Raw genomic sequence first — 21,807 nt, 5'->3', positions numbered from 1 at the left:
TCAGCCCTCCCGCGCCGCCGCGCACACCGCGCGGGCGATCCGTGCCAGGTCCGTGTCGCCGGTGACGTACGGCGGCATCGTGTAGACGAGGTCGCGGAACGGCCGCAGCCACACGCCCTCGCGCACCGCGGCCGCCGTCGCCGCCTTCATGTCCACCTCGTGGTCCAGCTGGACGACCCCGATCGCGCCGAGCACCCGTACGTCCCGGACACCGGGCAGCGCGGAGGCCTCCGCGAGACCGTCGCGCAGCCCCGTCTCGATCCGCTTCACCTCGGTCCGCCAGTCCTGCCCGAGCAGCAGGTCGACCGAGGCGCACGCCACCGCGGCGGCGAGCGGGTTGCCCATGAAGGTCGGGCCGTGCGCGAGCACCGGGACGTCACCTTGCGAGATCCCGTCGGCCACCCGCGAGGTGCACAGCGTCGCCGCCATCGTCAGGTAGCCGCCGGTCAGCGCCTTGCCGACGCACATCACGTCCGGGGTGACGCCCGCGTGGTCCGCCGCGAACAGCTCACCCGTACGGCCGAAACCCGTGGCGATCTCGTCGAAGACCAGCAGGACGCCGTGCTCGTCGCAGGCCTCGCGCAGCACCCGAAGGTACGCCGGGGAGTGGAAGCGCATCCCGCCCGCGCCCTGCACCACCGGCTCCACGACGACGGCGGCGAGCTCGTCGGCGTGGCGCCCGATCAGCTCGCGCAGCTGGTCCGCGTACGACTCCTCGTACGCGGCTGGCGGCGCGTCGGCGAACACCTGGCGCTGGAGCACGCCCTGCCACAGCTCGTGCATCCCGCCCTCGGGGTCGCACACCGACATGGGCTGCCAGGTGTCCCCGTGGTAGCCGCCCCGCCAGGTCAGCAGCCGCTGCTTGCCGGGGCGGCCGAGCGAGCGCCAGTACTGGAGGCACATCTTGACGGCGACCTCGACCGAGACCGAGCCGGAGTCGGAGAGGAAGACGTGCTCCAGGCCGTCCGGCGAGATGTCGACCAGCCGCTTCGCCAGCCGGACGGCGGGCTCGTGGGTGAGCCCGCCGAACATCACATGGCTCATCCGGTCCAGCTGGCCGCGCACCGCGTCGTTCAGGACCGGGTGGTTGTAGCCGTGGATGGCCGACCACCAGGACGACATGCCGTCGACCAGCTCGCCCGTGCCGTCGGCCGGCCGCAGCCGCACCCCGCTCGCCGACTCCACGACCAGCGGCTCCTGGCGCCCGGGCATCGGCCCGTACGGGTGCCAGACGTGCCGCCGGTCGAGGTCGAGCAGTTCCCGTACGGACAGGTCAGGCATTGGGCGCGACGTCCGTTCCGGCACCGCGGCGGCGCACGGAGACCAGGTCCGTCCGGGCGTCGGCGGGCGCCTCGGCCGGTACCGCGGGCGCCGAACCGCACACGCCGCCGCCCTCGTGGGACCCGCAGCCCGCTCCGGCGTGCGATCCGCAGCCGGCGTCGCCGTGCGATCCGCAGCCCGCGTCCGCCTGCGATCCGCAGCCGCCGCCGGACGGCGCGCGGTGCTCGGGCAGCGTCACCTCGCCCGCGTTCTCCACCTCGAAGCCCGCGTCCGCGATCATCTCCAGGTCCGCCTTGCCCGCCTGGCCCTCGCTGGTGAGGTAGTCACCGAGGAAGATCGAGTTGGCCAGGTGCAGCGCGAGCGGCTGGAGGGTGCGCAGGTGCACCTCACGGCCGCCGGCGATCCGGACCTCGACGTCCGGGCAGACGAAGCGGACCATGGCCAGGATGCGCAGACAGCGCTGCGGGGTGAGGTTCCACTCCTTGGCGAGGGGGGTTCCCTCGAACGGGATCAGGAAGTTCACCGGAACGGAGTCGGGGTCGAGCTCGCGCAGCGCGTACACGACGTCGACGAGGTCCTCGTCCGACTCGCCCATGCCGGCGATCAGGCCCGAGCAGGCGGACAGCCCCGCCGCGTGCGCCTTCTGGACGGTGTCCACCCGGTCGGCGTACGTGTGGGTGGTCGTGATCTCCCCGTACGTCCCCTCGGACGTGTTCAGGTTGTGGTTGTAGGCGTCCGCGCCCGCCTCGCGCAGCCGCTCGGCCTGGCCGTCGGAGAGCAGACCGAGGCAGGCGCACACCTCGACGTCCTCGTTCTGGTCCTTGATCGCCCTGATCGTGTCGGAGACCCGGTCCACGTCACGGTCCGTCGGGCCGCGCCCGCTGGCCACCAGGCAGACCCGCTTGGCGCCCCCCGCGAGCCCGGCCGCCGCGGCCTTGGACGCCTCCTCGGGCTTGAGCCAGCTGTACTTGAGGATGCCGGCCGTGGAACCGAGGCGCTGCGAGCAGTACGAGCAGTCCTCCGGGCACAGGCCCGACTTCAGGTTGACGAGGTAGTTCAGTTTCACCCGTCGGCCGAACCAGTGACGGCGCACCTTGCCCGCCGCGGCCACCACGTCGAGTACGTCGTCGTCGGAGGTGGCCAGTACGGCCAGCGCCTCGTCGCGGGTCGGCAGCTCGCGCCGAAGCCCCTTGTCCACCAGCGTGTTCAGCAGGTCCATGAGGTCCGATCCTGGACCATGCGACCGCTCCCGGCCAAGGAGAGTTTGCACAACAGAGACGGTTCGACGTGTGGGTATTGCCACATCATGGGCACGCGGAGCGACCGTTAGGGTCTGTGAACTGCCTACAAATCACCGCCACCGCGAATGCGGCGAGACCCGGAGGACACATGGCGTTCGGCTGGATCGACGAGCAGGCCGAGGCGCGCCGCCGGGCCGGACTCGTGCGTACGTTGCGCCCCCGCCCCGCCGAGTCGCCGCTCCTCGATCTCGCGAGCAACGACTACCTCGGGCTCACCCGCCATCCGGAGGTCACCGAGGGTGCGGCCGCGGCCGCGCGCCGGTGGGGCGGCGGCGCGACGGGCTCCCGGCTCGTCACCGGAACCACCGAACTCCACGGCGAGCTGGAACGCGAACTGGCCGACTTCTGCGGCTTCGAGTCCGCGCTCGTCCTGTCCTCGGGCTACGCGGCCAACCTCGCCGCCGTCACCGCGCTCGCGCCGCACGGTTCGCTGGTCGTCTCGGACGCGGGCAACCACGCCTCCCTGATCGACGGCTGCCGACTGGCCCGGGGCACGACGCAGGTGGTCGGTCACGCGGACCCCGACGGCGTGCGCAAGGCGCTCGGCACCCACGACGGACCCGCGGTCGTGGTCTCCGACACGGTCTTCTCGGTGGACGGCGACGCGGCCCCGCTCGCCGGACTCGCCCTCGCCTGCCGGGAGTACGGCGCCGGACTCGTCGTCGACGACGCGCACGGGCTCGGTGTCCTCGGCGACGGCGGCAGGGGCGCCCCGCACGCCGCGGGGCTCGCGGGGGACCCGGACGTCGTCGTGACCGTCACCCTGTCCAAGTCGCTCGGGAGCCAGGGCGGCGCCGTCCTCGGCCCGGCGGCCGTCATCGACCATCTGGTCAACGCGGCGCGCACCTTCATCTTCGACACCGGCCTCGCTCCGGCGGCGGCCGGCGCGGCGCTGGCGGCGCTGCGGCTGCTGCGCCGTGAGCCGGAGCGGGCGGCCCGGGCGCGCGAGGTGGCCAGGGCGCTGCACACGCGGCTGACGGCGGAGGGTCTCTCCGCGGTACGACCGGACGCCGCGGTCGTCTCCGTGCGGGCACCGTCCCCCGAACGGGCGGTGCGATGGGCGGCCGACTGCCGCGAGGCGGGCCTCGCCGTCGGCTGTTTCCGTCCCCCGTCGGTGCCCGACGGTGTTTCACGACTGCGGCTGACGGCCCGCGCGGACCTCACCGAGGAGCAGATCGGGCACGCGGTGGACGTGATCAGCCGGAACCGGTGAACAGGTGGAGCGATCGGTCGACGATCGGGTGGAGCGATCGGCCGGTGGTCCGCAGGGGCGGCCGGCCGGTGGTGCGGTGGAACGGTGAACCGTGCGGGGTCAGTTCAGTCCGGTGATGAACCCCTCCCAGGCGTCCGGGCCGAACAGCAGGGCGGGTCCCGCCGTGTTCTTGGAATCGCGCACCGCGACCATTCCGGACCATGGTCCGGTGCTCGGGCGTGCCGTCTCGACGCAGTTGTTCATCCCGGTACTGCGGCTGCTGCGCAGCCATCGCACATGGTGCAGAGAAGTGCTGGAAGGTACGTACCGAGGCATTGCAGACATGACGTGCCTCCTTACGCGCCGTCACCTATCCCGGCGATGTAGTCCGACGAGTCCTCGGGCGAAAGGGCGTGGAACTGAAGGGCGTTGAAGGCCTCGGTGTAGGCCTGGAGGTCTTCTTTCCGTTCGAGATAGAGGCTACTCGTCAAGTGGTCGAGAACAACCACATCCAGATCGGTTGTGTTCGGAAATGAGAAAATAACGAAAGGGCCGGTCACCCCGATGTGCGCCCCGGCAGCGAACGGCAGTACCTGGAGCCGCACTTGGGGCAGGGCGGCGGCCTCCCGCAGCCGGCGCAGCTGCCGCGCCATGACGTCGGGGCCTCCGACCTCCCGCCGTAACACCGCTTCGTCCAGGACGGCGGACAGTTCGAGCGGCGGGTCCGAGCGCAGTACGTCCTGCCGGGCCAGGCGCACTTCGACCAGGGCGTCGAGCTTGCTCTCCTCGAGTCCGCCCACGGCGGCCCGTGTCACCGCGCGGGCGTACTCGGGCGTCTGCAGCAGTCCGGGTACGACCGAGGTCTCCAGGGTGCGCATGCCGCTGGCGCTCGACTCCAGGCTGATGAAGTCGCGGTAGGCCGGCGGGAGCACCCCGCGGTACGCGTGCCACCAGTGGTGCCGCCCGTTCCCCTCGGATCCCGCCAGGACGACCAGCAGGTCGCGCAGTTCGGGATCCTCGACGCCGTACGCGTGCAGCAGGCGCTCCACATCGGCCGGTTTCACCCCGCTGGTGCCGGTTTCGATGCGACTCACCTTCGACTGGTGCCAGCCGAGCAGGCGGGCCGCCTCTCCGCTCGTGAGACCCGTGCCCGCGCGGAGCGCGCGCAGTTCGGCACCGAGCTTGCGGCGGCGCACCGCGGGACCGTGCTGCATGACTGTTCTCCTTACTCCTTCCAAGTCGTCCGAATACGCTCTGCCGACGCAGAGTTCACCGCATCGAGCGACAGATATATGCATTACTCGGTGGATCGCACCCGCGACCGGCCCGGTAATGGCAGTCTGGCGCAAGCACCAGTCCGGGACCGTACTCGAACCATCCGCTCGGTGTCGGGTTCCGGTCCCGTGGGAAAGGGACGAACGTCGCCATGGCAGACCATCAGGAAGCATCCGTCACACTGCCGAGCGATCCGGTCTCGGTTTCCGCGGCCCGTAAATTCGTCGCCGACGTCCTGTCCGAATGGGGTCTGCCGGGGGACTGCGAAGTGGCCGAGACCGTACGTCTGATCGTCTCCGAGCTGGCCACCAACGCCGTGCAGCACACCTTCGGGCAGTCGCCCACCTTCACGGTCGGCGTGTGCCTCGACCGCGAGGAGCGTCTGCGCATCGGTGTCACCGACAGCCATCCGCGCTTTCCGAAGAGGCTGCCCGCGGCCGTCCAGCAGGACAACGGCCGCGGCATGGTGATCATCCGCTGGCTGACCGCCGAGTGCGGCGGCAGGCTCACCGTCCGCCCGACCCGGGAGGGCGGCAAGACGGTCTCCGTCGAGATCCCGTGGACGGTACCGGTCCGGCCGGTGCCGGCCGGGTGGCCTCAGGAGCCCTGAGGCGCGTCCTCCCGGCGCCCTCGGACATCGGGCCGGGCAGCGGCCCGGTGCCGTCCGGCCCGCCCGAAGGCACCGCGCAGCAGGGCACGGAAGGCGTCGGCCGCGGGCGCCGTCACGTCCGTCCGGTGGACGACCGAGATCGTACGGCGCAGGTCCCCCGGCTCCAGCAGCCTGGTGCCCACCGGCGTCGCCGCCGTGGCCGCCACCATCTCCGGTACGACCGCGACCCCGAGCCCGGCGCTGACCAGCGCGCACACCAGGGCGTACCCGGGGGTCTCGACGAGCACGGCCGGTGTGGCCCCCGCCTCGGCGAGCGCGGCCTCCACCCCCTGCCGGGGAGGGTGGTCCGGGGCCATGCTGATCAGCGGCTGCCCGGCGAGGCCGGCGAGCGGCAGCCGCGTCGAGCCGTCCGCGAGAAGGTGACCGGGGGCGGTCACCAGCACCAGTTCCTCGACCAGGAGGGGCTCCACGGTCACGGACGAGGGGAGCGGTACCGGCGGGGCGGGCTGGTAGGCGTGGGTGAGCGCCAGGTCCACCTCGCCGGCGGCGACCGCCGCGATCCCGTGCGGCGGTTCGTGGTCGGCGACCGCGAGCGCCACGTCCGGGTGGGCCCGGCGGAAGGCGCTGAGCACGGGCGGCAGCAGATGGATGCCCGCCGTCTGGAAGGTGCCGAGCCGCAGGGTGCCGCCCGACAGCCCCGTCAGACGGGCCAGTTCGTGCCGGGCCAGCTCCATCTCGTCGAGGACCCGGCGGGCCCGTACGACCAGCAGTTCACCCGCGCCGGTGAGCCGGGTCCCGCGGTGGGAGCGCACCAGCAGCGTCGCCCCCGTCTCCCGCTCCAGCTTCGCCACCTGCTGGGACAGCGCCGGCGGGGTGTAGCCGAGGCGCTCGGCGGCCCGGGTGATCGACCCCGCCTCGGCGATCGCCACCAGCGCCGCGAGCCGCGTCGGGTCGTACATCGCGCCCCTCCCGGTCCCGTCGGGACCCTGCCCGGTCTAAACGACTGCTTAAGACCGGCCCAGATTATTCGACATACCTGCTGAAGGCCCGTGCCGGGCAGTCTGAGGGCATGGACGCACAGCTCATCGCCTTCACGGGCGTCGCCGCGGGCATGGTCGCCATGCCCGGCGCGGACTTCACCGTCGTCGTACGCAACGCGCTCGTCTCCCGCCGGGCCGGGGTCGCGTGCGCCCTCGGCATCGCGGGCGGGCTGCTGGTCCACACCGCGCTCGCCGTCGCCGGGGTCGCTGCGGTCCTGGCCGCCGTGCCGACGCTCTTCAGGACGCTTCAACTGCTCGGCGGGGCCTACGTGCTGTACCTGGGCCTGCGCACGCTCCGCTCTTCGGGCCGTCCGGGTGAGGCGGCGGCCGGCGGGACGGCGACGGGGGCGGCGGGCTCCGGCGCGGGCGCGCACGGGAAGACGGCGGGGGAGCCGGGCTCGGCCGCGGCATCGCACGGGGCGGCGACGCGCGAGGCGGGAACGCGGGAGACGGTCCGGCGGACGCGTCCGCTGCGGCAGGGCTTCGTCACCAACGCGCTCAACCCGAAGGCGCCCGTCACCTTCCTCAGCCTGCTCCCGCAGTTCGTGCCCGCGGGCAGCCCCGCGATGCCGCGGACCCTGCTGCTCGCGCTGATCGTGGTCGCCCTGGCCCTGGTGTGGTTCCCGGCGGTCGCGCTCCTGGTGGACCGGCTCGGACGGTGGCTGCGCGGGCCGCGGGCCGCACGGGCCGTGGCGGGGCTCACCGGCGGCGCCCTCACCGTCCTGGGCCTCGTCCTGGTCCTGGAATCCCTCGGAAGCCGATAGGGCGTCGGAAGCCCGTCAGGGGCCCGTCAAGGGCCCCAGGGCCCTGGGGGCCCGCTCCGGGGCGGCGGGGTCCGCCGCCCCGGGCGAAAGGGTCAGCCCACCCTGCCGTACCAGACGCTTCTCGTCCAGATCTTCTGGAGCTTGACCACTTCCCCGGTCTTCGGGGAGTGCCAGATCTTGCCCTTACCGGCATAGATGCCGACGTGGTACACGTTCCGCCCCGAGTGGAAGAACACGAGGTCACCGGCCTTGCGGCGCGAGGCCGAGACGTGGTGCGTCTTGTTGTACTGGGCCGCGGCCGTACGAGGCAGCTTCTTGCCCGCCTTCTTGTACGAGTAGAGCGTGAGCCCGGAGCAGTCGAACCGGTGCGGCCCCGTGGCGCCCCACTTGTACGGGGAGCCGTGCTTCGACGCCGCGACCTGGAGTGCCCTCGTCGCGACGGTGGCCGCCTCGGCCTCCGACGCGGCGCCGGGAACCACGAGGCTGCCGCCCACCGCGGCAAGGGTGAGCGCCGAGGCCGTACCGGCCCGGGTCCACAGCGACGGGACACGATTGAGCGCAGTCATGCGCAACCCTTCGTCAGCCGCCTGTGAAGGATGACCTGTCGGATTCGGGCTGGCGAAGTTGCCCGGCCGCGGTTGCGGCTTCACCCCAAGGACCGCCCGGAAACTGCTCCGGCGGCCCGTCTAGCTGGGTCCTCCACTCCTGCCGATGCACTTCTGTCGACCGGGCATCCGGGCGGCGGCAGGACTCGGCGTCCGCCCGGACCGCCCCGCCGCTGTGGCGGGGGCTTGTCGTCGGAAGGGATCTTGACTCATCAGAGTCGGAAAATCCGAGCGGAACCGGCGTTTTGTGGGCTTACTCACCACTCACCCGTTCTAGTGAACATCCCTCCGTTCGAGCACGTGTTGGGGACACCGACGAGGCCCGCACCTGCGGCGAAGGGCCTCATCCGGCTTCTGGGCCCCGCGTGTTGCGCAACTCGGAGGGGTCGCGGAAAGGATCGAGGAATACGCCATCGGGGGGTACTCCATCCGGTCCGTTTGAGTCGTCGTCGGCCGTCATGGGGATCCGGCGGGTACGGGACCTTCGGTGGGGGTTCGTCAACTTCCCGGCCCGGGCGGCACGGTGACCCGGGCCGCCCGCCGCTCTCCGTCGAGCACCCGCAGGGCCTGGGCCAGCGTCGGGGCGTGCACCTCGCTCTCGCCCCGCTGGTGCATCAGGGTGAGGGCGTCCCGCAGGGCCACCGCCTTGCCGACCAGTGCCTGAGCGGCCCTCAGACCGCCGTAGGTGTCTCCGGGGCGGGACGGGTTGATCCGGCCGAGCAGGTCGACCACGTCGAGATAGCGGTCGATCAGCTCGGCCTCGGCGCGGGTCAGGGCGGGCAGCGGGGGAAGGTCCGGGATCATCGGCCGCTCACCTCGCGCCGGGCGTCCGGGAGGAGGGCCTGCGGCCCGGGACGATCCGGTCGATCAGCCCGTGGGCCAGCGCCTCCGGGGCGTCGAGGACCCTGTCGCGCTCGATGTCCGCCGCGACCCGCTCCGGACTGCGTCCCGTGTGCCGCACGAGCATCTCCTCCAGGATCTCGCGGGTGCGGACCAATTCCTCCGCCCGGACGGCCAGATCGTCGGCCCGTCCCTCGACCGGCTCCGGGAGCGAGGGCTGCCGGAGGAGGACGCGGGCCCCCGGCAGCGCGAGCCGCTTGCCCGGAGTCCCGGCGGCCAGCAGCACCGCCGCGGCCGACTCCGCCCGGCCGAGGCAGATCGTCTCGACGTCGCAGGCCACGAACCGCATCGTGTCGTAGATCGCGGTCATCGCGCTGAAGGAGCCGCCCGGGGAGTTGATGTACAGCGAGACGTCCCGCTCGGGCGCCCGGTGCTCCAGGTACATGAGCTGCGCCGTCACGTCGCTCGCCGAGGCGTCGTCGATCGGTGTCCCGAGGAACACGATCCGCTCGCCGAGCAGCTTCGCGTACGGATCCAGGGTCCGCGCCCCCGTGCTCGTGCGTTCGGTGAACTCGGGCAGGACGTAGCGGGCGGACGGGCTGTCCATGGCGCGCCTCCTCAGATCGATGTCTGTAAAAAATGTACAGGACGTACGTCTCTGGGGAAGGGGGCCATGCCGAGAGCGAAAGCGGTGGTGCCGCCGGACGGGAGGTGGCCGAAGGGGGCCGCGCACCGCCGGCCGGGGGGATCCCGCACCCCGCGGTGTGCGGAAGGCCCGGTCTAAGCTGGACGTCATGGCCTACGAGATTCCGGTGACGCAAGCCAGGGCTGAGCTCGCCGAACTGATCAACCGCGTCGTGTACGGCGGTGAGCGCGTCGTCGTGACGCGGCACGGCAAGCCGCTCGTCGCCCTGGTCTCCGCCGCCGACCTGGAGCGCCTCGAAGAGCTGCCGGAGTCCGTGGACGGGCAGGTGGTCAGCTCGCTGGCCGGCGTCCGGGAGGTGGCCTCCGCGCCCCGTGAGCACCAGCGGTTCGGCATCGCCGCCGAACACCGGGGGCCCAGCGCCTCCTGACCGCCCGCCGCCGCTTTCCGGGACGGCCCGCGCGTCGCTCGGTGCACCGTGTGCATCGCGCGGTACGCCGTATACGGTCCGGCCCCCCACGGCCCCACGGCCTCCCCGGACGCCGCCGAGGCCCGGCCCGGCGGAACGGGGCAAGCGGGACGGCATCAGGGGTCCGGAGGGGTCCTTCGGGCCGGCCCGGAAGGGATCACGGGCCGGTTAACGTCCTCGAAACCCCGGCCAACTAGCGTGCCCATCCACGCCACCAGGGGTTTCGGTGGCCGCGGCCACCGGACCCCGCACGGTCCGGAGCGAGGATGTGAGGTGGGACGCAGTGCAACTGACCCCGCACGAGCAGGAGAGGCTGCTGATCCATGTGGCGGCCGACGTCGCCGAGAAGCGCCGGGCCCGCGGACTGAGACTGAACCATCCCGAGGCCGTCGCCCTGATCACCTCGCACATCCTCGAAGGCGCCCGTGACGGCCGTACCGTCGCCGAACTGATGTCCTCCGGGCGCAAGGTCCTCACCCGGGACGACGTCATGACGGGCATCCCCGAGATGATCCACGACGTCCAGGTCGAGGCGACCTTCCCGGACGGCACCAAGCTGGTCACCGTCCACGACCCGATCGTCTGACGGGGGTGAGCGCCGTGATTCCCGGAGAGATCCTCTTCGCCGACGGACCCGTCGTGTTCAACGAGGGCCGTGAGACCACCCGGCTCACCGTCCTCAACACCGCCGACCGCCCCGTCCAGGTCGGCTCCCACTACCACTTCGCCGAGGCCAATCCCGGCCTGGACTTCGACCGTGCCGCCGCGCGCGGCAAACGGCTCGACGTCGCCGCCGGAACGGCCGTGCGCTTCGAGCCCGGGATCCCGGTCGAGGTCGGCCTCGTCCCGCTCGCCGGCGCCCGTGTGGTGCCCGGACTGCGCGGGGAGACCGGGGGTGCCCTCGATGCCTGAGATCTCGCGCGCCGCGTACGCCGACCTGTTCGGTCCGACCACCGGCGACCGCATCCGCCTCGCCGACACGGACCTGCTGATCGAGATCGAGGAGGACCGCTGCGGCGGGCCCGGACTCGCCGGTGACGAGGCGGTGTTCGGCGGCGGCAAGGTCATCCGGGAGTCCATGGGCCAGTCACGCGCCACACGCGCCGAGGGCACCCCGGACACCGTCGTCACCGGGGTCGTGATCGTCGACCACTGGGGGATCGTCAAGGCCGACGTGGGCATCCGCGACGGCCGGATCTCGGGCATCGGCAAGGCCGGCAACCCGGACACCATGGACGGGGTCCACCCCGACCTGGTGATCGGCCCCGAGACCGAGATCATCGCGGGCAACGGGCGGATCATGACCGCGGGCGCCATCGACGCCCACGTCCATCTGATCTGTCCGCAGATCGCCGACGAGGCCCTGGCCTCCGGCATCACGACGCTCGTCGGCGGCGGCACCGGTCCCGCCGAGGGCTCCAAGGCGACGACCGTCACGCCCGGCCCCTGGCACCTGGCCCGGATGCTGGAGGCGATGGAGGGGTACCCGCTCAACTTCGGGCTGCTCGGCAAGGGCAACACCGTCTCGCACGAGGCGATGCTCTCGCAGATCCGCGGCGGCGCGCTCGGCCTGAAGATCCACGAGGACTGGGGCTCGACGCCCGCCGCGATCGACGCCGCCCTCACCGTCGCCGACCGCACCGGCGTCCAGGTCGCCATCCACACCGACACCCTGAACGAAGCCGGGTTCGTCGCCGACACCCTCGCGGCCGTCGCCGGGCGCGGCATCCACGCGTACCACACGGAGGGCGCGGGCGGCGGGCACGCGCCGGACATCATGACCGTGGTCTCCGAGCCCCACGTCCTGCCCAGCTCGACCAACCCCACCCGGCCCTACACCGTCAACACCGCCGAGGAACACCTCGACATGCTGATGGTCTGTCACCACCTGAACCCGGCGGTGCCCGAGGACCTGGCCTTCGCCGAGTCCCGCATCCGGCCCTCCACCATCGGGGCCGAGGACATACTCCACGACCTCGGCGCCATCTCGATCATCTCCTCCGACTCCCAGGCCATGGGCCGCGTCGGCGAGGTGATCATGCGGACCTGGCAGACGGCCCACGTGATGAAACGGCGCAGGGGCTCCCTGCCGGGCGACGGCCGCGCGGACAACCACCGGGTACGTCGCTATGTCGCCAAATACACGATCAACCCGGCGCTCGCGCAGGGACTCGCCCGCGAGATCGGCTCGGTGGAGACCGGCAAGCTCGCCGACCTGGTGCTGTGGGAGCCCGCGTTCTTCGGGGTCAAGCCGCACCTGGTCGTCAAGGGAGGGCAGATCGCGTACGCGCAGATGGGCGACGCGAACGCGTCCATCCCGACACCCCAACCGGTCCTGCCCCGGCCGATGTTCGGGGCGATCGGACGGGCCCCGGCCGCCAACTCGTTCAACTTCGTGGCGCCGCTGGCCATCGAGGACGGGCTGCCGGAGCGGCTCTCGCTGGGCAAGCGGTTCGTCGCGATCGAGTCGACGCGGGCGGTGACCAAGGCCGACATGCGGGAGAACGACGCCCGGCCCGAGGTGCGGATCGACCCCGACAGCTTCGCCGTGCACATCGACGGGGAACTCGTCGAGGCGACTCCGGCCGCCGAACTGCCCATGGCCCAGCGTTACTTCCTCTTCTGATGTCCCGGGCGGCACTTCTCGTTCTGGCCGACGGCCGCTTCCCCGCCGGAGGGCACGCGCACTCCGGCGGGGCCGAGGCCGCGGTCCGGGCCGGACGGATCACCGGGGCGGCGAGCCTGGAGGACTTCTGTCGGGGGCGGCTGCACACGAGTGGGCTCGTCGCGGCCGCGCTGGCCGCCGCGGCGGCGCTCGGGGTCGATCCGGTCGCCCTGGACGCGGCCGCCGACGCCCGCACGCCCTCGCTCGCCCTGCGGGTCGTCGCGCGCCGTCTGGGCCGGCAGCTCGTACGGGCGGCCAGGGCCACCTGGCCCTGCGCCGAACTCGACGCACTGGCACGGGAGTTCCCCAAGGGGGCTCATCAGCCGGTCGTGCTGGGCGTGGCCGCGCGGGCCGCCGGACTCGGGCCAGAGGACGCCGCGTACTGCTCCGCGTACGAGTGCGTCAGCGGGCCCGCGTCGGCGACGGTGCGGCTGCTGAGCCTCGACCCGTTCGACGCGACGGCCGCGCTGGCCCGGCTCGCGCCGGAGCTGGACGTCGTCGCCCACGCGGCGGCGAGCGCGGCGCGCAGGGTCCTCGACGACGGGGTCGAGGCGCTGCCGGCCGCCTCCGCACCACTGCTGGAGATCGGCGCGGAGGCACACGCGGCCTGGCCCGTACGGCTGTTCGCCTCCTGACGGAGGCGGGCTTCCGGACCGGCGGGGGCCCACGAACCCTGCCACCGCCCGGTCGCCGGCCGAGGGTCGCCCAGGTGCCCAGGCATCCTGTCGCTTTGTCGCCCTGTCGGCCGGTCGTCCGATGCCCAGTTGCGGGGTTGGCCGGTCGCCGGGGCACCCGGTGGGTTGGTCGCCGGGTCGCCAGGTGCCGGGTTGGTCGGTTGCCGGGTCGGCCGGTCGTCCGGTGCCGAGGTGCAGGATCGGCCGGGTGCCGGGGCACCCGGTGGTTTGGTTGCCCGGTCGTCCGGTGCCGGGTCGGCCGGTTGCCGGGTCGCCGGGGTGGTCGGTCGGCCGGTGGTCCGGTCGACCGGGCGCGGTGCCTTCCGTCGGGCCGCCCGGGCATCCTGGCGTCCGGAGCCCGCTCTCATTCCCCCACGCAATTCCCACACGTCGAACGAAGCTGGAGTCGCATCGTGCATCTCGATCACACGCACCACGGGCCGTCCGCGGTCAGCGCCGACGCCCGGCGGCCCGACGGAAGGCGCCGCGCCCTGCGCATCGGGCTCGGCGGACCCGTCGGCTCCGGGAAGACCGCCACCGTCGCCGCGCTCTGCCGGGCGCTGCGCGACGAACTGTCCCTCGCCGTCGTCACCAACGACATCTACACCCGCGAGGACGCCGAGTTCCTCCTGCGGGAGGCGGTGCTGCCCCCCGAGCGGATCACCGCCGTCGAGACGGGCGCCTGCCCGCACACCGCGATCCGGGACGACATCTCCGCCAACCTCGAAGCGGTCGAGGACCTGGAGGACGAGATCGGGCCGCTGGACCTGATCCTCGTGGAATCCGGCGGCGACAACCTCACCGCGACCTTCTCCAGGGGGCTCGTCGACGCGCAGATCTTCGTGATCGACGTCGCGGGCGGGGACGACATCCCGCGCAAGGGCGGGCCCGGGGTCACGACGGCCGACCTGCTCGTCGTGAACAAGACCGACCTCGCGCCGTACGTGGGCTCCGACCTGGAGCGGATGGCCACGGACGCCGAGGCGCAGCGGGACGGACTCCCGGTGGTGTTCCAGTCGTTGCGCACCGGGAACGGCGTCACGGCGGTCGCCGGCTGGGTGCGGGAACGACTCGTGGCGTGGACGGCGTGACGACGGCGGGAGTCCGCGCCACCGCGCGGATCGAGGCCAGGGACGACGGCCGGGGCGGGACCTCGCTGCCGGTGCTGGAAAGGGAGGGCCCGCTCGCCCCGCGCCGGATCCGCGGCACCGGGTCCGAGGCGCGCGTGATGCTGGTCGGGGCGATGAGCGGACCGCTCGGCGGCGACCACCTCACCGTCGAGGCCCGGGTCGGCCCCGGCGCGCGGCTGCGGGTCGGCTCGGCCGCCGCCACCATCGCGCTGCCCGGACAGGCCAAGGGGGAGGCCCGCTACGACGTGCGCCTGGACGTGGCCGACGGCGGCGAACTGCACTGGCTGCCCGAGCAGTTGATCTCCGCCGGCGGCAGTGAGCTGTCCGTCTCCTCGTGTGTCGACCTCCGGGGCGGTGCCCGGCTCGTCCTCCGCGAGGAACAGGTGCTCGGGCGCGCGGGAGAGGAACCCGGGCGGCTCACCAGCCGTCTCACCGTGCGGCACGACGGACGGGCCCTGCTCGACCAGGAGGTGGCCTGCGGCCCCGGCGCACCCGGCGGCTGGGACGGTCCCGCCGTCCTCGCCGGACACCGGGCTCTCGGGCAACTCCTAGTCGTACGACCGGAGTTCGAGAACCGGATGCCGGCGGCGCGGCCGCTCGGGGAGTACGCGGCGCTCACCCCGCTCGTCGGCCCCGCCGTGCTCGTGACGGCACTCGCCCCCGACGCGCTGCTGCTGCGACGGGTGCTGGACGAAGCGCTGCGCGAACTCACATGACGTCAATCATGGTGCCAGAAAGGAGTTTTCGAGCCGGACTCACCGTTCTGCGGAACAGGCCGTACCGGCTATCGGATTGGTAAAGAACACCCGTCACATCTGTTCTCGGGGACCTCGCAGCAGAAAGGATCCTCGTGACCCATCGCAATGATGTACGGGGAGGACACACTTGAGGTCCAAGAGACCGACGAAACGGGTGACGGCACTGGGTTCGGCCGGTGTGCTCGTCACGGCGACCCTGATAGCCGGGGCCGTCGCGGCGCCGTCGGCCACCGCCGACTCGCGGCAGGGCCGCGGCCACGGGCAGAGCCGTGAGCAGCGCGGCGCGGCCGTCGCCGCCGAGCGGGCCGCCAAGGCCGGGATCGACTGGCAGGACTGCCCGGCCGACTGGGGCTTCGAGAAGCCGATCCAGTGCGGCTGGGTGAGCGTGCCGCTGGACTACGCGCACCCCTACGGCAAGCAGATCAAGATCGCCGTGGACCGCATCGGCAACACCGGTACCAAGGAGGAGCGCCAGGGCGCGCTCGTCTACAACCCCGGTGGTCCGGGCGGTTCGGGCATGCGCTTCCCGCGCCGTGTCACCACCAAGAGCCCCCTGTGGGCGAACACCGCCAAGGCGTACGACTTCGTGGGCTTCGACCCGCGCGGAGTCGGCCACTCGGCGCCCATCTCCTGTATCGACCCCCAGGAGTTCGTCAAGGCGCCCAAGGCGGACCCGGTCCCGGACTCCGAGGCCGACAAGCGGGCCCAGCGCAAGCTGGCCGCCGAGTACGCCGACGGCTGCGCCGAGCGCAGCGGCAAGGCCGTGCTGGAGCAGATGACCACGCCCAACACGGCACGCGACCTGGACGTCATCCGGGCCGCGCTCGGCGAGAAGAAGCTCAACTACCTGGGCGTCTCCTACGGCACCTACCTAGGAGCCGTCTACGGCACGCTCTTCCCGGGGCACGTGCGCCGCATGATCGTCGACAGCGTCGTCGACCCGTCGCGCGACAGCATCTGGTACCAGGCCAACCTGGAGCAGGACATCGCCTTCGAGGGCCGCTGGAAGGACTGGGAGGACTGGGTCGCCAAGAACGACGCGACCTTCCACCTCGGTGACACGCGCGCCGAGGTGCAGGACCAGTGGCTGAAGCTGCGCGCCACCGCGAAGAAGGCTCCGCTGGGTGGTGTCGTCGGCCCCGCCGAGCTGATCTCCTTCTTCCAGAGCGCGCCGTACTACGACTCCTCGTGGGTGCCGACCGCCACGGTGTTCAGCAAGTACGTCGCCGGTGACACCCAGGCGCTCGTCGACGCCGCGTCCCCCGACCCGTCGGACACGGCGGGCAACATCTCCTCGGAGAACGGGAACGCCGTGTACACGGCCGTCGAGTGCACCGACGCGCACTGGCCCACCAGCTGGCGGAAGTGGGACCGGGACAACACGCGGCTCCACAAGGACTACCCGTTCATGACGTGGGCCAACGCGTGGATGAACCTGCCGTGCGCCACCTGGCCGGTCAAGCAGCAGACCCCGGTGGAGGTGAGGACCGGCAAGGGCCTGCCCGCCGTCCTCATCGTGCAGTCCACCGATGACGCCGCCACGCCCTACGGCGGCGCCGTCGAGCTGCACAAGCGGCTCAAGGGCTCCCGCCTGATCACCGAGAAGGACGCGGGCTCGCACGGTGTGACCGGACTGGTCAACCCGTGCGTCAACGAGCGGGTGGACTCCTACCTGCTCACCGGCAAGACGGACGCCGCCGACGTGACGTGCGCCCCGCACGCCACTCCGAAGCCGTAGTCCCGACAGCACGAGGGGGCGGCCGGTCCATCCCGGCCGCCCCCTCCGCCGTGCGCGGTGCACGTGCCCGTGCAGGCAGCGTCAGCTCAGCGGCATCCGGGGGAACCTGCGCCCCGACTCCGCCTTCGCCGCGGCCTCCTCGGCCTTGACGACGGCCGCGTACCGGTCGACGTACTCCTGGTCGGAGAGGGCCAGGATGGCGTACATGATCTCGTCGGTGATGGCGCGCAGAACGGCCTTCTCGCCCTCCATCCCCGCGTAGCGCGAGAAGTCGAGGGGCTTGCCGAACCGGATCGTCACGGGATGGACCCGCGGGAGCTTCCGGCCGGGGGGCTGCGCCTCGAAGGTGCCGATCATCGCGCAGGGAACCACCGGGGCCTGGGCCCGCAGGGCCATCACCGCGACGCCCACCTTGCCCTTGTAGAGCCGCCCGTCGTGCGACCGGGTGCCCTCCGGGTAGATGCCGAGCAGATCACCCTTGCGCAGTACGCCGAGCCCCTCGCGGATCGCGGCCTGCCCCGCCTCCTTGCCGGAACGGTCCACCGGGATCTGCCCGATGCTGCGGAAGAAGGCGGCCGTCAGCCGCCCCTTGACGCCGGGTCCGTTGAAGTACTCGGCCTTCGCGAGGAAGGTGATCCGGCGTTTCAGGATGGCGGGCATCAGGAAGTGGTCCGCGAAGGACAGGTGGTTGCCGGCCACGATGGCCGGGCCCGACGACGGTATGTGCTCAAGGCCCTCGATCCGAGGCCGGAAGAGCAACCTCAACAGCGGACCCAGAAGCACATATTTGAGCACGTGATAAAACACTGGGGCACTCCTCGTTTCCCCTGGGGAGCGATCAGTGTAGGCGCGGCCGTCGCCGGGCGTAACCGTTGCGGTGTCACTCTCTGTGGCCCCTTGGCCGGTATCAGACCCCTTGCGTCAGAACTTTCTCCAGGGACCCGAGAGCCGACCGGAGTTCCTCGGCCGTGATGGTGAGCGGCGGCGCCAGCCGGATGGTCGAGCCGTGGGTGTCCTTGACCAGAATTCCCTCCCGCACCAGGCCCTGGCTGATCTCCCGGCCCGTGCCGATGGACGGGTCGATGTCGACGCCCGCCCACAGACCCCGGGAGCGGAAGCCCTTGACACCCCGGCCCACCAGGGCCGTCAGCCCGTCCCGCAGCAGGACGCCCAGGTCGGCCGCCCTGCGCTGGTACTCGCCGGTCTCCAGCAGGCCCACGACCGCCGAGCCGACCGCCGAGGCCAGCGGATTGCCGCCGAACGTCGAACCGTGTTCACCCGGACGCAGCACACCCAGCACGTCCCGGCGGCCGACGACCGCGGAGACCGGCACGATGCCGCCGCCGAGCGCCTTGCCGAGCAGCAGCAGGTCGGGGACGACCGACTCGTGTTCCACCGCCAGGGTGGTGCCGGTGCGGCCCAGCCCGGACTGGATCTCGTCCGCGACGAAGAGGCAGCCCGCGCGGCGGGTGAGCTCGCGGACGCCGGCGAGGTACCCGTCGTCCGGGATGATCACGCCTGCCTCGCCCTGGACGGGCTCGATCAGCACCGCGGCCGTCGTCTCGTCGATCGCCGCCTCCAGCGCGGCCAGGTCGTTGTACGGCACGACCCGGAAGCCGGGCGTGAAGGGCCCGAAGCCCGCGCGGGCGCTCTCGTCGGTGGAGAAGCTGACGATCGTGGTCGTACGGCCGTGGAAGTTGCCGGCCGCCACCACGATTGTGGCCCGGCCGGGCTCGACGCCCTTCACCTCGTACGCCCATTTGCGGGCCACCTTGACGGCGCTCTCCACCGCCTCGGCGCCCGTGTTCATCGGCAGGACCATGTCCAGGCCCGTCAGCGCGGCCAGCGACTCGGCGAATCCGGCGAGCTGGTCGTTGTGGAAGGCCCGCGAGGTCAGGGTGAGCCGGTCGAGCTGGCGGTGCGCCGCCTCGATCAGCACCGGGTTGCGGTGCCCGAAGTTGAGCGCCGAGTAGCCCGCCAGCATGTCGAGGTAGCGGCGTCCCTCGACGTCCTCGACCCAGGTGCCCTCGGCGTGCGAGACGACCACGGGCAGCGGGTGGTAGTTGTGCGCCAGGACGGGGCCCTCGGCCCGGATCAGTTCCTCGGAGCTGCGTGCGGCGGCGCCGGCGGACGCGGTCGCGGGGGCGGGAGCGGTCATGAACGGATCTCCTGTGTGCAGCACTTGATGCCGCCGCCGGCCTTGTGGAACTCCGACAGGTCGACGGGGACGGGAACGTAGCCGTGGGTCACGAGCTGGTCGGCGAGGGCCTCGGCGCGCGGCGCGATGAAGACGTGACGGCCGTCCGAGACGGAGTTCAGGCCGAAGGCGAGGGCGTCCTCGCGGGTGGCGAGCACCGCGTCCGGGAACAGCCGGCGCAGCACCTCGCGGCTGCCCGGCGAGAACGCGTCCGGGTAGTACGCGACGTTGTCGTCGTCGAGGACGAAGAGCGCGGTGTCCAGGTGGTAGAAGTGCGGGTCCACCAGGCGCAGGCCGATCACCGGGACGCCGAAGAACTCCTGGACCTCGCGGTGGGCCTCGGGCGTGGTGCGGAACCCCGTACCGGCGAGGACGAAGCGGCGCGTCGGGACGAGATCGCCCTCGCCCTCGCACACCGACTCCGGGCGGTAGACGTCGAAACCCGCCGTCTTGAACCAGGTCTCGTACGCGGTGGACTCGGGGCGCCGCTCGGGGGCGTGGAAGGACGAGCCGAAGACACGGCCCTCCAGGACGAGCGCGCAGTTCGCGGCGAAGACCATGTCGGGAAGGCCGGGGACCGGCTCGACGGACTCGACGGTGTGACCGTGCGCGCGATAGGCGCTGATCAGCGCCCGCCACTGGTCCTGCGCGAGGTCGACGTCCACGGGGGTGTCGGGACGCATCCAGGGGTTGATCGCGTACTGCACGGCGAAGTGTCTGGGTTCGCAGACGAGGAAGCGCCGGGGGCGCGGCACACGGCTTTCGGACACAGAGAGGTTCCTCCGCTTCCTGCGGTGTCATCTGGTGGGATGTCTCCACGGTAAGAAGCGGGGGACAGACACGACAAGCGCGGAGAGCTGCGCGTATACGCAGGACTGCTGCGTGATCGCCGGGGTCAGCGCACGTTTCCTGCGTCGTCCGGGGCCGCGTGGGTCGCCCCGGCCTCCGGGGCCTCGGGCAGCAGATGGGACAGCACCATGTAACTGATCGTCTTCCGGATGAACGGTTCCACCCGGATGCGCTCCAGGACCTCCTCGAAGTGCTCCACGTCGACGGCCCGGACGTGCAGCAGCGCGTCCGCGCCCCCGGTCACCGTCATCGCCGCGGTGATCTCCGGATGGTTGCGCACCACCTCCGCCAGCCGCCTGGGCGGCGCCGCGCCCTCGCAGTACACCTCCACGTACGCCTCCGTGCGCCACCCGAGCGCCGCGGGCTTCACCGTGGCCGTGAACCCGGTGATCACACCCGTCTCGCGCAACCGGTCGACCCGGCGCTTGACCGCCGTCGCGGACAGTCCGATCGCCGCGCCGATCTCCGCGAAGCTCGTCCGGGCATTGGTCATCAGAGCCGTGATGATCTTGCGGTCGAGCTCGTCGAACATCGCGGGCTTGCTGTTCATGGCGGCACTGTATCCAGCGGCGACCGCCGTCGGGCCGGGACGACGGCCGTGTCCGGCGCATGTCCAGCGGTGCGAATCGCTCCTACACTCCACTCTCATGCTGCGCGCGCTCGCCGTCGACGACGAACAACCCTCCCTCGAAGAGCTGCTGTATCTGCTCAACGCCGATCCCCGGGTCGGCAGCGCCGAGGGAGCGAGCGACGCGACCGGGGCGCTGCGCCGGATCAACCGGGCCCTCAAGTCGGGCCCCGGCGGACCCGAGGCCATCGACGTCGTCTTCCTCGACATCCACATGCCCGGCCTGGACGGGCTCGACCTGGCCCGGCTGCTCGGCGGGTTCGCCCAGCCGCCCCTCGTCGTGTTCGTCACCGCCCACGAGGGATTCGCCGTGCAGGCCTTCGAACTCAAGGCCGTCGACTACGTCCTCAAGCCCGTCCGCCGCGAACGGCTCGCCGAGGCCGTCCGCAGGGCCGCCCAGCTGCGGGACACCGCACCCCTCATCCCCGTCCACGAACCCGACCCCGACCACATATCCGTCGAACTCGGCGGAGTCACACGCTTCGTGGCCGTCGAGGACATCACCCATGTCGAGGCCCACGGCGACTACGCCCGGCTGCACACCGCGCAGGGCAGCCACCTGGTGCGCATCCCGCTGTCCACCCTCGAGGAACGCTGGCGCTCCCGCGGTTTCGTCCGCATCCACCGGCGCCACCTCGTCGCCCTGCGCCACATCGGCGAACTCCGCCTGGACGCGGGCACGGTGAGCGTCCTCGTCGACTCCGTCGAGCTCCAGGTCAGCCGCCGGCACGCCCGCCAGCTGCGCGACCTGCTGCTGCGCCGGACCACGAACTGAGGAGCACGCGCGTGCCGCAGGACCCCACCGAACGCCGCGTGGTCGTCACCGGAGTGCCCCGACACGTTCGCCGGAACTCCGGCTACTACCGGCCGAGGACCGAGATCGACGAACAGACCACGCTCGGGCACACCTACGTGCGCTCCCTGATGCGCAGTCAACTGCGCGCCGCGTGCGTCACGTTCGCCGTCCTGGTCCTGCTCGTCGGACCACTGCCGCTGGTCTTCGCCGCGATGCCGGACGGGGCCGCCCTGGAGTGGGCCGTCCTCGGCTTCTGCCTCTACCCGCCGCTGGTGCTGCTCGCCCGCTGGTACGTACGGCGGGCGGAACGCAACGAGAAGGACCTCGTGCGCCTGGTCGAGGACCGCTGAAC

At 72.0% G+C, this 21,807-nt stretch carries 25 protein-coding genes and 1 riboswitch; of the genes, 13 read left to right on the top strand and 12 right to left on the bottom strand.

The features are described 5' to 3' along the window. Both ACFW6B_RS10425 and bioB read right to left on the bottom strand, forming a co-directional pair. Positions 1-1,281 (bottom strand): adenosylmethionine--8-amino-7-oxononanoate transaminase, encoded by a 1,281-nt coding sequence (locus tag ACFW6B_RS10425; RefSeq protein WP_386594125.1) that lies wholly within the window; start codon positions 1,279-1,281, stop codon positions 1-3. After that, on the bottom strand, positions 1,274-2,500 hold the full coding sequence (gene bioB, locus ACFW6B_RS10420; RefSeq protein ID WP_386594123.1) for a biotin synthase BioB: 1,227 nt from the start codon (positions 2,498-2,500) through the stop codon (positions 1,274-1,276). Before bioB ends, ACFW6B_RS10425 begins: the two co-directional genes overlap by 8 nt. A 170-nt stretch (positions 2,501-2,670) precedes the next feature. On the opposite strand from bioB, the gene ACFW6B_RS10415 reads away from it, so the two are divergent. Further along, a complete protein-coding gene (locus ACFW6B_RS10415; RefSeq protein WP_386594121.1) occupies positions 2,671-3,795 on the top strand; it encodes an 8-amino-7-oxononanoate synthase in 1,125 nt (374 codons plus the stop codon). A gap of 99 nt (positions 3,796-3,894) precedes the next feature. Here the strand turns inward: ACFW6B_RS10415 and ACFW6B_RS10410 are convergent, their stop codons facing one another. After that, the gene (locus ACFW6B_RS10410) at positions 3,895-4,119 is read right to left on the bottom strand and encodes a DUF397 domain-containing protein (protein ID WP_386594119.1); all 225 of its coding nucleotides are present in this window, start codon (positions 4,117-4,119) and stop codon (positions 3,895-3,897) included. An 11-nt stretch (positions 4,120-4,130) separates the two neighbouring features. Then, on the bottom strand, positions 4,131-4,988 hold the full coding sequence (locus ACFW6B_RS10405) for a helix-turn-helix domain-containing protein (protein ID WP_386594117.1): 858 nt from the start codon (positions 4,986-4,988) through the stop codon (positions 4,131-4,133). Between the two features lie 212 nt (positions 4,989-5,200). Between ACFW6B_RS10405 and ACFW6B_RS10400 the strand changes: the two genes are divergently transcribed. Next, positions 5,201-5,659, top strand: coding sequence for an ATP-binding protein (locus tag ACFW6B_RS10400; protein ID WP_386594115.1), 459 nt, complete (start codon positions 5,201-5,203; stop codon positions 5,657-5,659). On the opposite strand, the gene ACFW6B_RS10395 is transcribed toward ACFW6B_RS10400, so the two are convergent. Further along, positions 5,647-6,618 (bottom strand): LysR family transcriptional regulator, encoded by a 972-nt coding sequence (locus ACFW6B_RS10395; RefSeq protein ID WP_386594113.1) that lies wholly within the window; start codon positions 6,616-6,618, stop codon positions 5,647-5,649. The two genes, ACFW6B_RS10400 and ACFW6B_RS10395, sit on opposite strands and share 13 nt — an antisense overlap. 110 nt (positions 6,619-6,728) lie before the next feature. On the opposite strand from ACFW6B_RS10395, the gene ACFW6B_RS10390 reads away from it, so the two are divergent. After that, positions 6,729-7,463, top strand: coding sequence for a LysE family translocator (locus ACFW6B_RS10390; RefSeq protein ID WP_386594111.1), 735 nt, complete (start codon positions 6,729-6,731; stop codon positions 7,461-7,463). A 92-nt stretch (positions 7,464-7,555) separates the two neighbouring features. Here the strand turns inward: ACFW6B_RS10390 and ACFW6B_RS10385 are convergent, their stop codons facing one another. From ACFW6B_RS10385 to ACFW6B_RS10375, 3 genes are all read right to left on the bottom strand, one after another. Continuing rightward, the gene (locus tag ACFW6B_RS10385) at positions 7,556-8,029 is read right to left on the bottom strand and encodes a C40 family peptidase (RefSeq protein ID WP_386594109.1); all 474 of its coding nucleotides are present in this window, start codon (positions 8,027-8,029) and stop codon (positions 7,556-7,558) included. 3 nt (positions 8,030-8,032) lie between these two features. Next, positions 8,033-8,214, bottom strand: a riboswitch (cyclic di-AMP (ydaO/yuaA leader). 352 nt (positions 8,215-8,566) lie between these two features. After that, entirely contained in the window at positions 8,567-8,872 is a 306-nt protein-coding gene (locus ACFW6B_RS10380) for a hypothetical protein (RefSeq protein WP_386594107.1), read from the bottom strand. 7 nt (positions 8,873-8,879) lie between these two features. Then, positions 8,880-9,515, bottom strand: a complete 636-nt coding sequence (locus ACFW6B_RS10375) for an ATP-dependent Clp protease proteolytic subunit (RefSeq protein ID WP_386594105.1) — start codon at positions 9,513-9,515, stop codon at positions 8,880-8,882. A gap of 187 nt (positions 9,516-9,702) precedes the next feature. Between ACFW6B_RS10375 and ACFW6B_RS10370 the strand changes: the two genes are divergently transcribed. The 8 genes from ACFW6B_RS10370 to ACFW6B_RS10335 all read left to right on the top strand — a co-directional run bounded on the left by ACFW6B_RS10370 (position 9,703) and on the right by ACFW6B_RS10335 (position 16,985). Then, positions 9,703-9,981, top strand: coding sequence for a type II toxin-antitoxin system Phd/YefM family antitoxin (locus ACFW6B_RS10370; protein WP_386594102.1), 279 nt, complete (start codon positions 9,703-9,705; stop codon positions 9,979-9,981). Between the two features lie 322 nt (positions 9,982-10,303). Next, positions 10,304-10,606 carry an urease subunit gamma gene (locus ACFW6B_RS10365; protein WP_386594100.1) on the top strand — a complete coding sequence of 101 codons (303 nt, stop codon included), beginning with the start codon at positions 10,304-10,306 and terminating at the stop codon, positions 10,604-10,606. A gap of 14 nt (positions 10,607-10,620) precedes the next feature. Continuing rightward, on the top strand, positions 10,621-10,932 hold the full coding sequence (locus tag ACFW6B_RS10360) for an urease subunit beta (RefSeq protein WP_386594339.1): 312 nt from the start codon (positions 10,621-10,623) through the stop codon (positions 10,930-10,932). Continuing rightward, entirely contained in the window at positions 10,925-12,646 is a 1,722-nt protein-coding gene (locus tag ACFW6B_RS10355) for an urease subunit alpha (RefSeq protein WP_386594098.1), read from the top strand. Before ACFW6B_RS10360 ends, ACFW6B_RS10355 begins: the two co-directional genes overlap by 8 nt. Next, the gene (locus ACFW6B_RS10350; RefSeq protein WP_386594094.1) at positions 12,646-13,320 is read left to right on the top strand and encodes an urease accessory protein UreF; all 675 of its coding nucleotides are present in this window, start codon (positions 12,646-12,648) and stop codon (positions 13,318-13,320) included. Before ACFW6B_RS10355 ends, ACFW6B_RS10350 begins: the two co-directional genes overlap by 1 nt. 452 nt (positions 13,321-13,772) lie before the next feature. After that, entirely contained in the window at positions 13,773-14,450 is a 678-nt protein-coding gene (gene ureG, locus ACFW6B_RS10345) for an urease accessory protein UreG (protein ID WP_386594092.1), read from the top strand. Further along, positions 14,438-15,205: an urease accessory protein UreD gene (locus ACFW6B_RS10340; protein WP_386594090.1), complete on the top strand. Its 768-nt coding sequence runs from the start codon at positions 14,438-14,440 to the stop codon at positions 15,203-15,205. The genes ureG and ACFW6B_RS10340 overlap by 13 nt, the downstream gene beginning before the upstream one ends. A 169-nt stretch (positions 15,206-15,374) precedes the next feature. Further along, positions 15,375-16,985 carry an alpha/beta hydrolase gene (locus tag ACFW6B_RS10335; protein WP_386594088.1) on the top strand — a complete coding sequence of 537 codons (1,611 nt, stop codon included), beginning with the start codon at positions 15,375-15,377 and terminating at the stop codon, positions 16,983-16,985. An 81-nt stretch (positions 16,986-17,066) separates the two neighbouring features. Here ACFW6B_RS10335 and ACFW6B_RS10330 read toward each other — a convergent pair whose 3' ends face one another. The 4 genes from ACFW6B_RS10330 to ACFW6B_RS10315 form a co-directional block, all read right to left on the bottom strand. Beyond that, entirely contained in the window at positions 17,067-17,792 is a 726-nt protein-coding gene (locus ACFW6B_RS10330; protein WP_386594086.1) for a lysophospholipid acyltransferase family protein, read from the bottom strand. A gap of 100 nt (positions 17,793-17,892) precedes the next feature. Next, positions 17,893-19,143, bottom strand: coding sequence for an ornithine--oxo-acid transaminase (gene rocD / locus ACFW6B_RS10325; RefSeq protein ID WP_386594084.1), 1,251 nt, complete (start codon positions 19,141-19,143; stop codon positions 17,893-17,895). Continuing rightward, positions 19,140-19,952, bottom strand: coding sequence for a dimethylargininase (ddaH, locus tag ACFW6B_RS10320; RefSeq protein ID WP_386594082.1), 813 nt, complete (start codon positions 19,950-19,952; stop codon positions 19,140-19,142). The genes rocD and ddaH overlap by 4 nt, the downstream gene beginning before the upstream one ends. Before the next feature lie 125 nt (positions 19,953-20,077). Beyond that, positions 20,078-20,581 carry an Lrp/AsnC family transcriptional regulator gene (locus ACFW6B_RS10315; protein WP_386594080.1) on the bottom strand — a complete coding sequence of 168 codons (504 nt, stop codon included), beginning with the start codon at positions 20,579-20,581 and terminating at the stop codon, positions 20,078-20,080. Positions 20,582-20,678: 97 nt separating this feature from the next. Between ACFW6B_RS10315 and ACFW6B_RS10310 the strand changes: the two genes are divergently transcribed. Both ACFW6B_RS10310 and ACFW6B_RS10305 read left to right on the top strand, forming a co-directional pair. Continuing rightward, positions 20,679-21,434 carry a LytR/AlgR family response regulator transcription factor gene (locus ACFW6B_RS10310; protein ID WP_386594078.1) on the top strand — a complete coding sequence of 252 codons (756 nt, stop codon included), beginning with the start codon at positions 20,679-20,681 and terminating at the stop codon, positions 21,432-21,434. Positions 21,435-21,445: 11 nt separating this feature from the next. Beyond that, a complete protein-coding gene (locus ACFW6B_RS10305) occupies positions 21,446-21,805 on the top strand; it encodes a hypothetical protein (protein WP_386594077.1) in 360 nt (119 codons plus the stop codon). The last annotated feature ends 2 nt before the right edge of the window (positions 21,806-21,807 follow it).

The organism is Streptomyces sp. NPDC058751, assembly GCF_042746485.1.
In the GTDB taxonomy this organism is placed as follows: Bacteria; Actinomycetota; Actinomycetes; order Streptomycetales; family Streptomycetaceae; genus Streptomyces.
Note: the sequence above shows the minus strand (reverse complement) of the source record. Positions and strands in the feature narration are given on the sequence as shown.

Coding starts and splice junctions, on each gene's coding strand:
- ACFW6B_RS10410 (WP_386594119.1), bottom strand. CDS start 4,119: ATGTCTGCAATGCCTCGGTACGTACCTTCCAGCACTTCTCTGCACCAT.
- rocD (WP_386594084.1), bottom strand. CDS start 19,143: ATGACCGCTCCCGCCCCCGCGACCGCGTCCGCCGGCGCCGCCGCACGC.
- ACFW6B_RS10380 (WP_386594107.1), bottom strand. CDS start 8,872: ATGATCCCGGACCTTCCCCCGCTGCCCGCCCTGACCCGCGCCGAGGCC.
- ACFW6B_RS10385 (WP_386594109.1), bottom strand. CDS start 8,029: ATGACTGCGCTCAATCGTGTCCCGTCGCTGTGGACCCGGGCCGGTACG.
- ACFW6B_RS10375 (WP_386594105.1), bottom strand. CDS start 9,515: ATGGACAGCCCGTCCGCCCGCTACGTCCTGCCCGAGTTCACCGAACGC.
- ACFW6B_RS10415 (WP_386594121.1), top strand. CDS start 2,671: ATGGCGTTCGGCTGGATCGACGAGCAGGCCGAGGCGCGCCGCCGGGCC.
- ACFW6B_RS10395 (WP_386594113.1), bottom strand. CDS start 6,618: ATGTACGACCCGACGCGGCTCGCGGCGCTGGTGGCGATCGCCGAGGCG.
- bioB (WP_386594123.1), bottom strand. CDS start 2,500: ATGGACCTGCTGAACACGCTGGTGGACAAGGGGCTTCGGCGCGAGCTG.
- ACFW6B_RS10405 (WP_386594117.1), bottom strand. CDS start 4,988: ATGCAGCACGGTCCCGCGGTGCGCCGCCGCAAGCTCGGTGCCGAACTG.
- ACFW6B_RS10400 (WP_386594115.1), top strand. CDS start 5,201: ATGGCAGACCATCAGGAAGCATCCGTCACACTGCCGAGCGATCCGGTC.
- ACFW6B_RS10350 (WP_386594094.1), top strand. CDS start 12,646: ATGTCCCGGGCGGCACTTCTCGTTCTGGCCGACGGCCGCTTCCCCGCC.
- ACFW6B_RS10370 (WP_386594102.1), top strand. CDS start 9,703: ATGGCCTACGAGATTCCGGTGACGCAAGCCAGGGCTGAGCTCGCCGAA.
- ACFW6B_RS10315 (WP_386594080.1), bottom strand. CDS start 20,581: ATGAACAGCAAGCCCGCGATGTTCGACGAGCTCGACCGCAAGATCATC.
- ACFW6B_RS10310 (WP_386594078.1), top strand. CDS start 20,679: ATGCTGCGCGCGCTCGCCGTCGACGACGAACAACCCTCCCTCGAAGAG.
- ACFW6B_RS10355 (WP_386594098.1), top strand. CDS start 10,925: ATGCCTGAGATCTCGCGCGCCGCGTACGCCGACCTGTTCGGTCCGACC.
- ACFW6B_RS10425 (WP_386594125.1), bottom strand. CDS start 1,281: ATGCCTGACCTGTCCGTACGGGAACTGCTCGACCTCGACCGGCGGCAC.
- ACFW6B_RS10390 (WP_386594111.1), top strand. CDS start 6,729: ATGGACGCACAGCTCATCGCCTTCACGGGCGTCGCCGCGGGCATGGTC.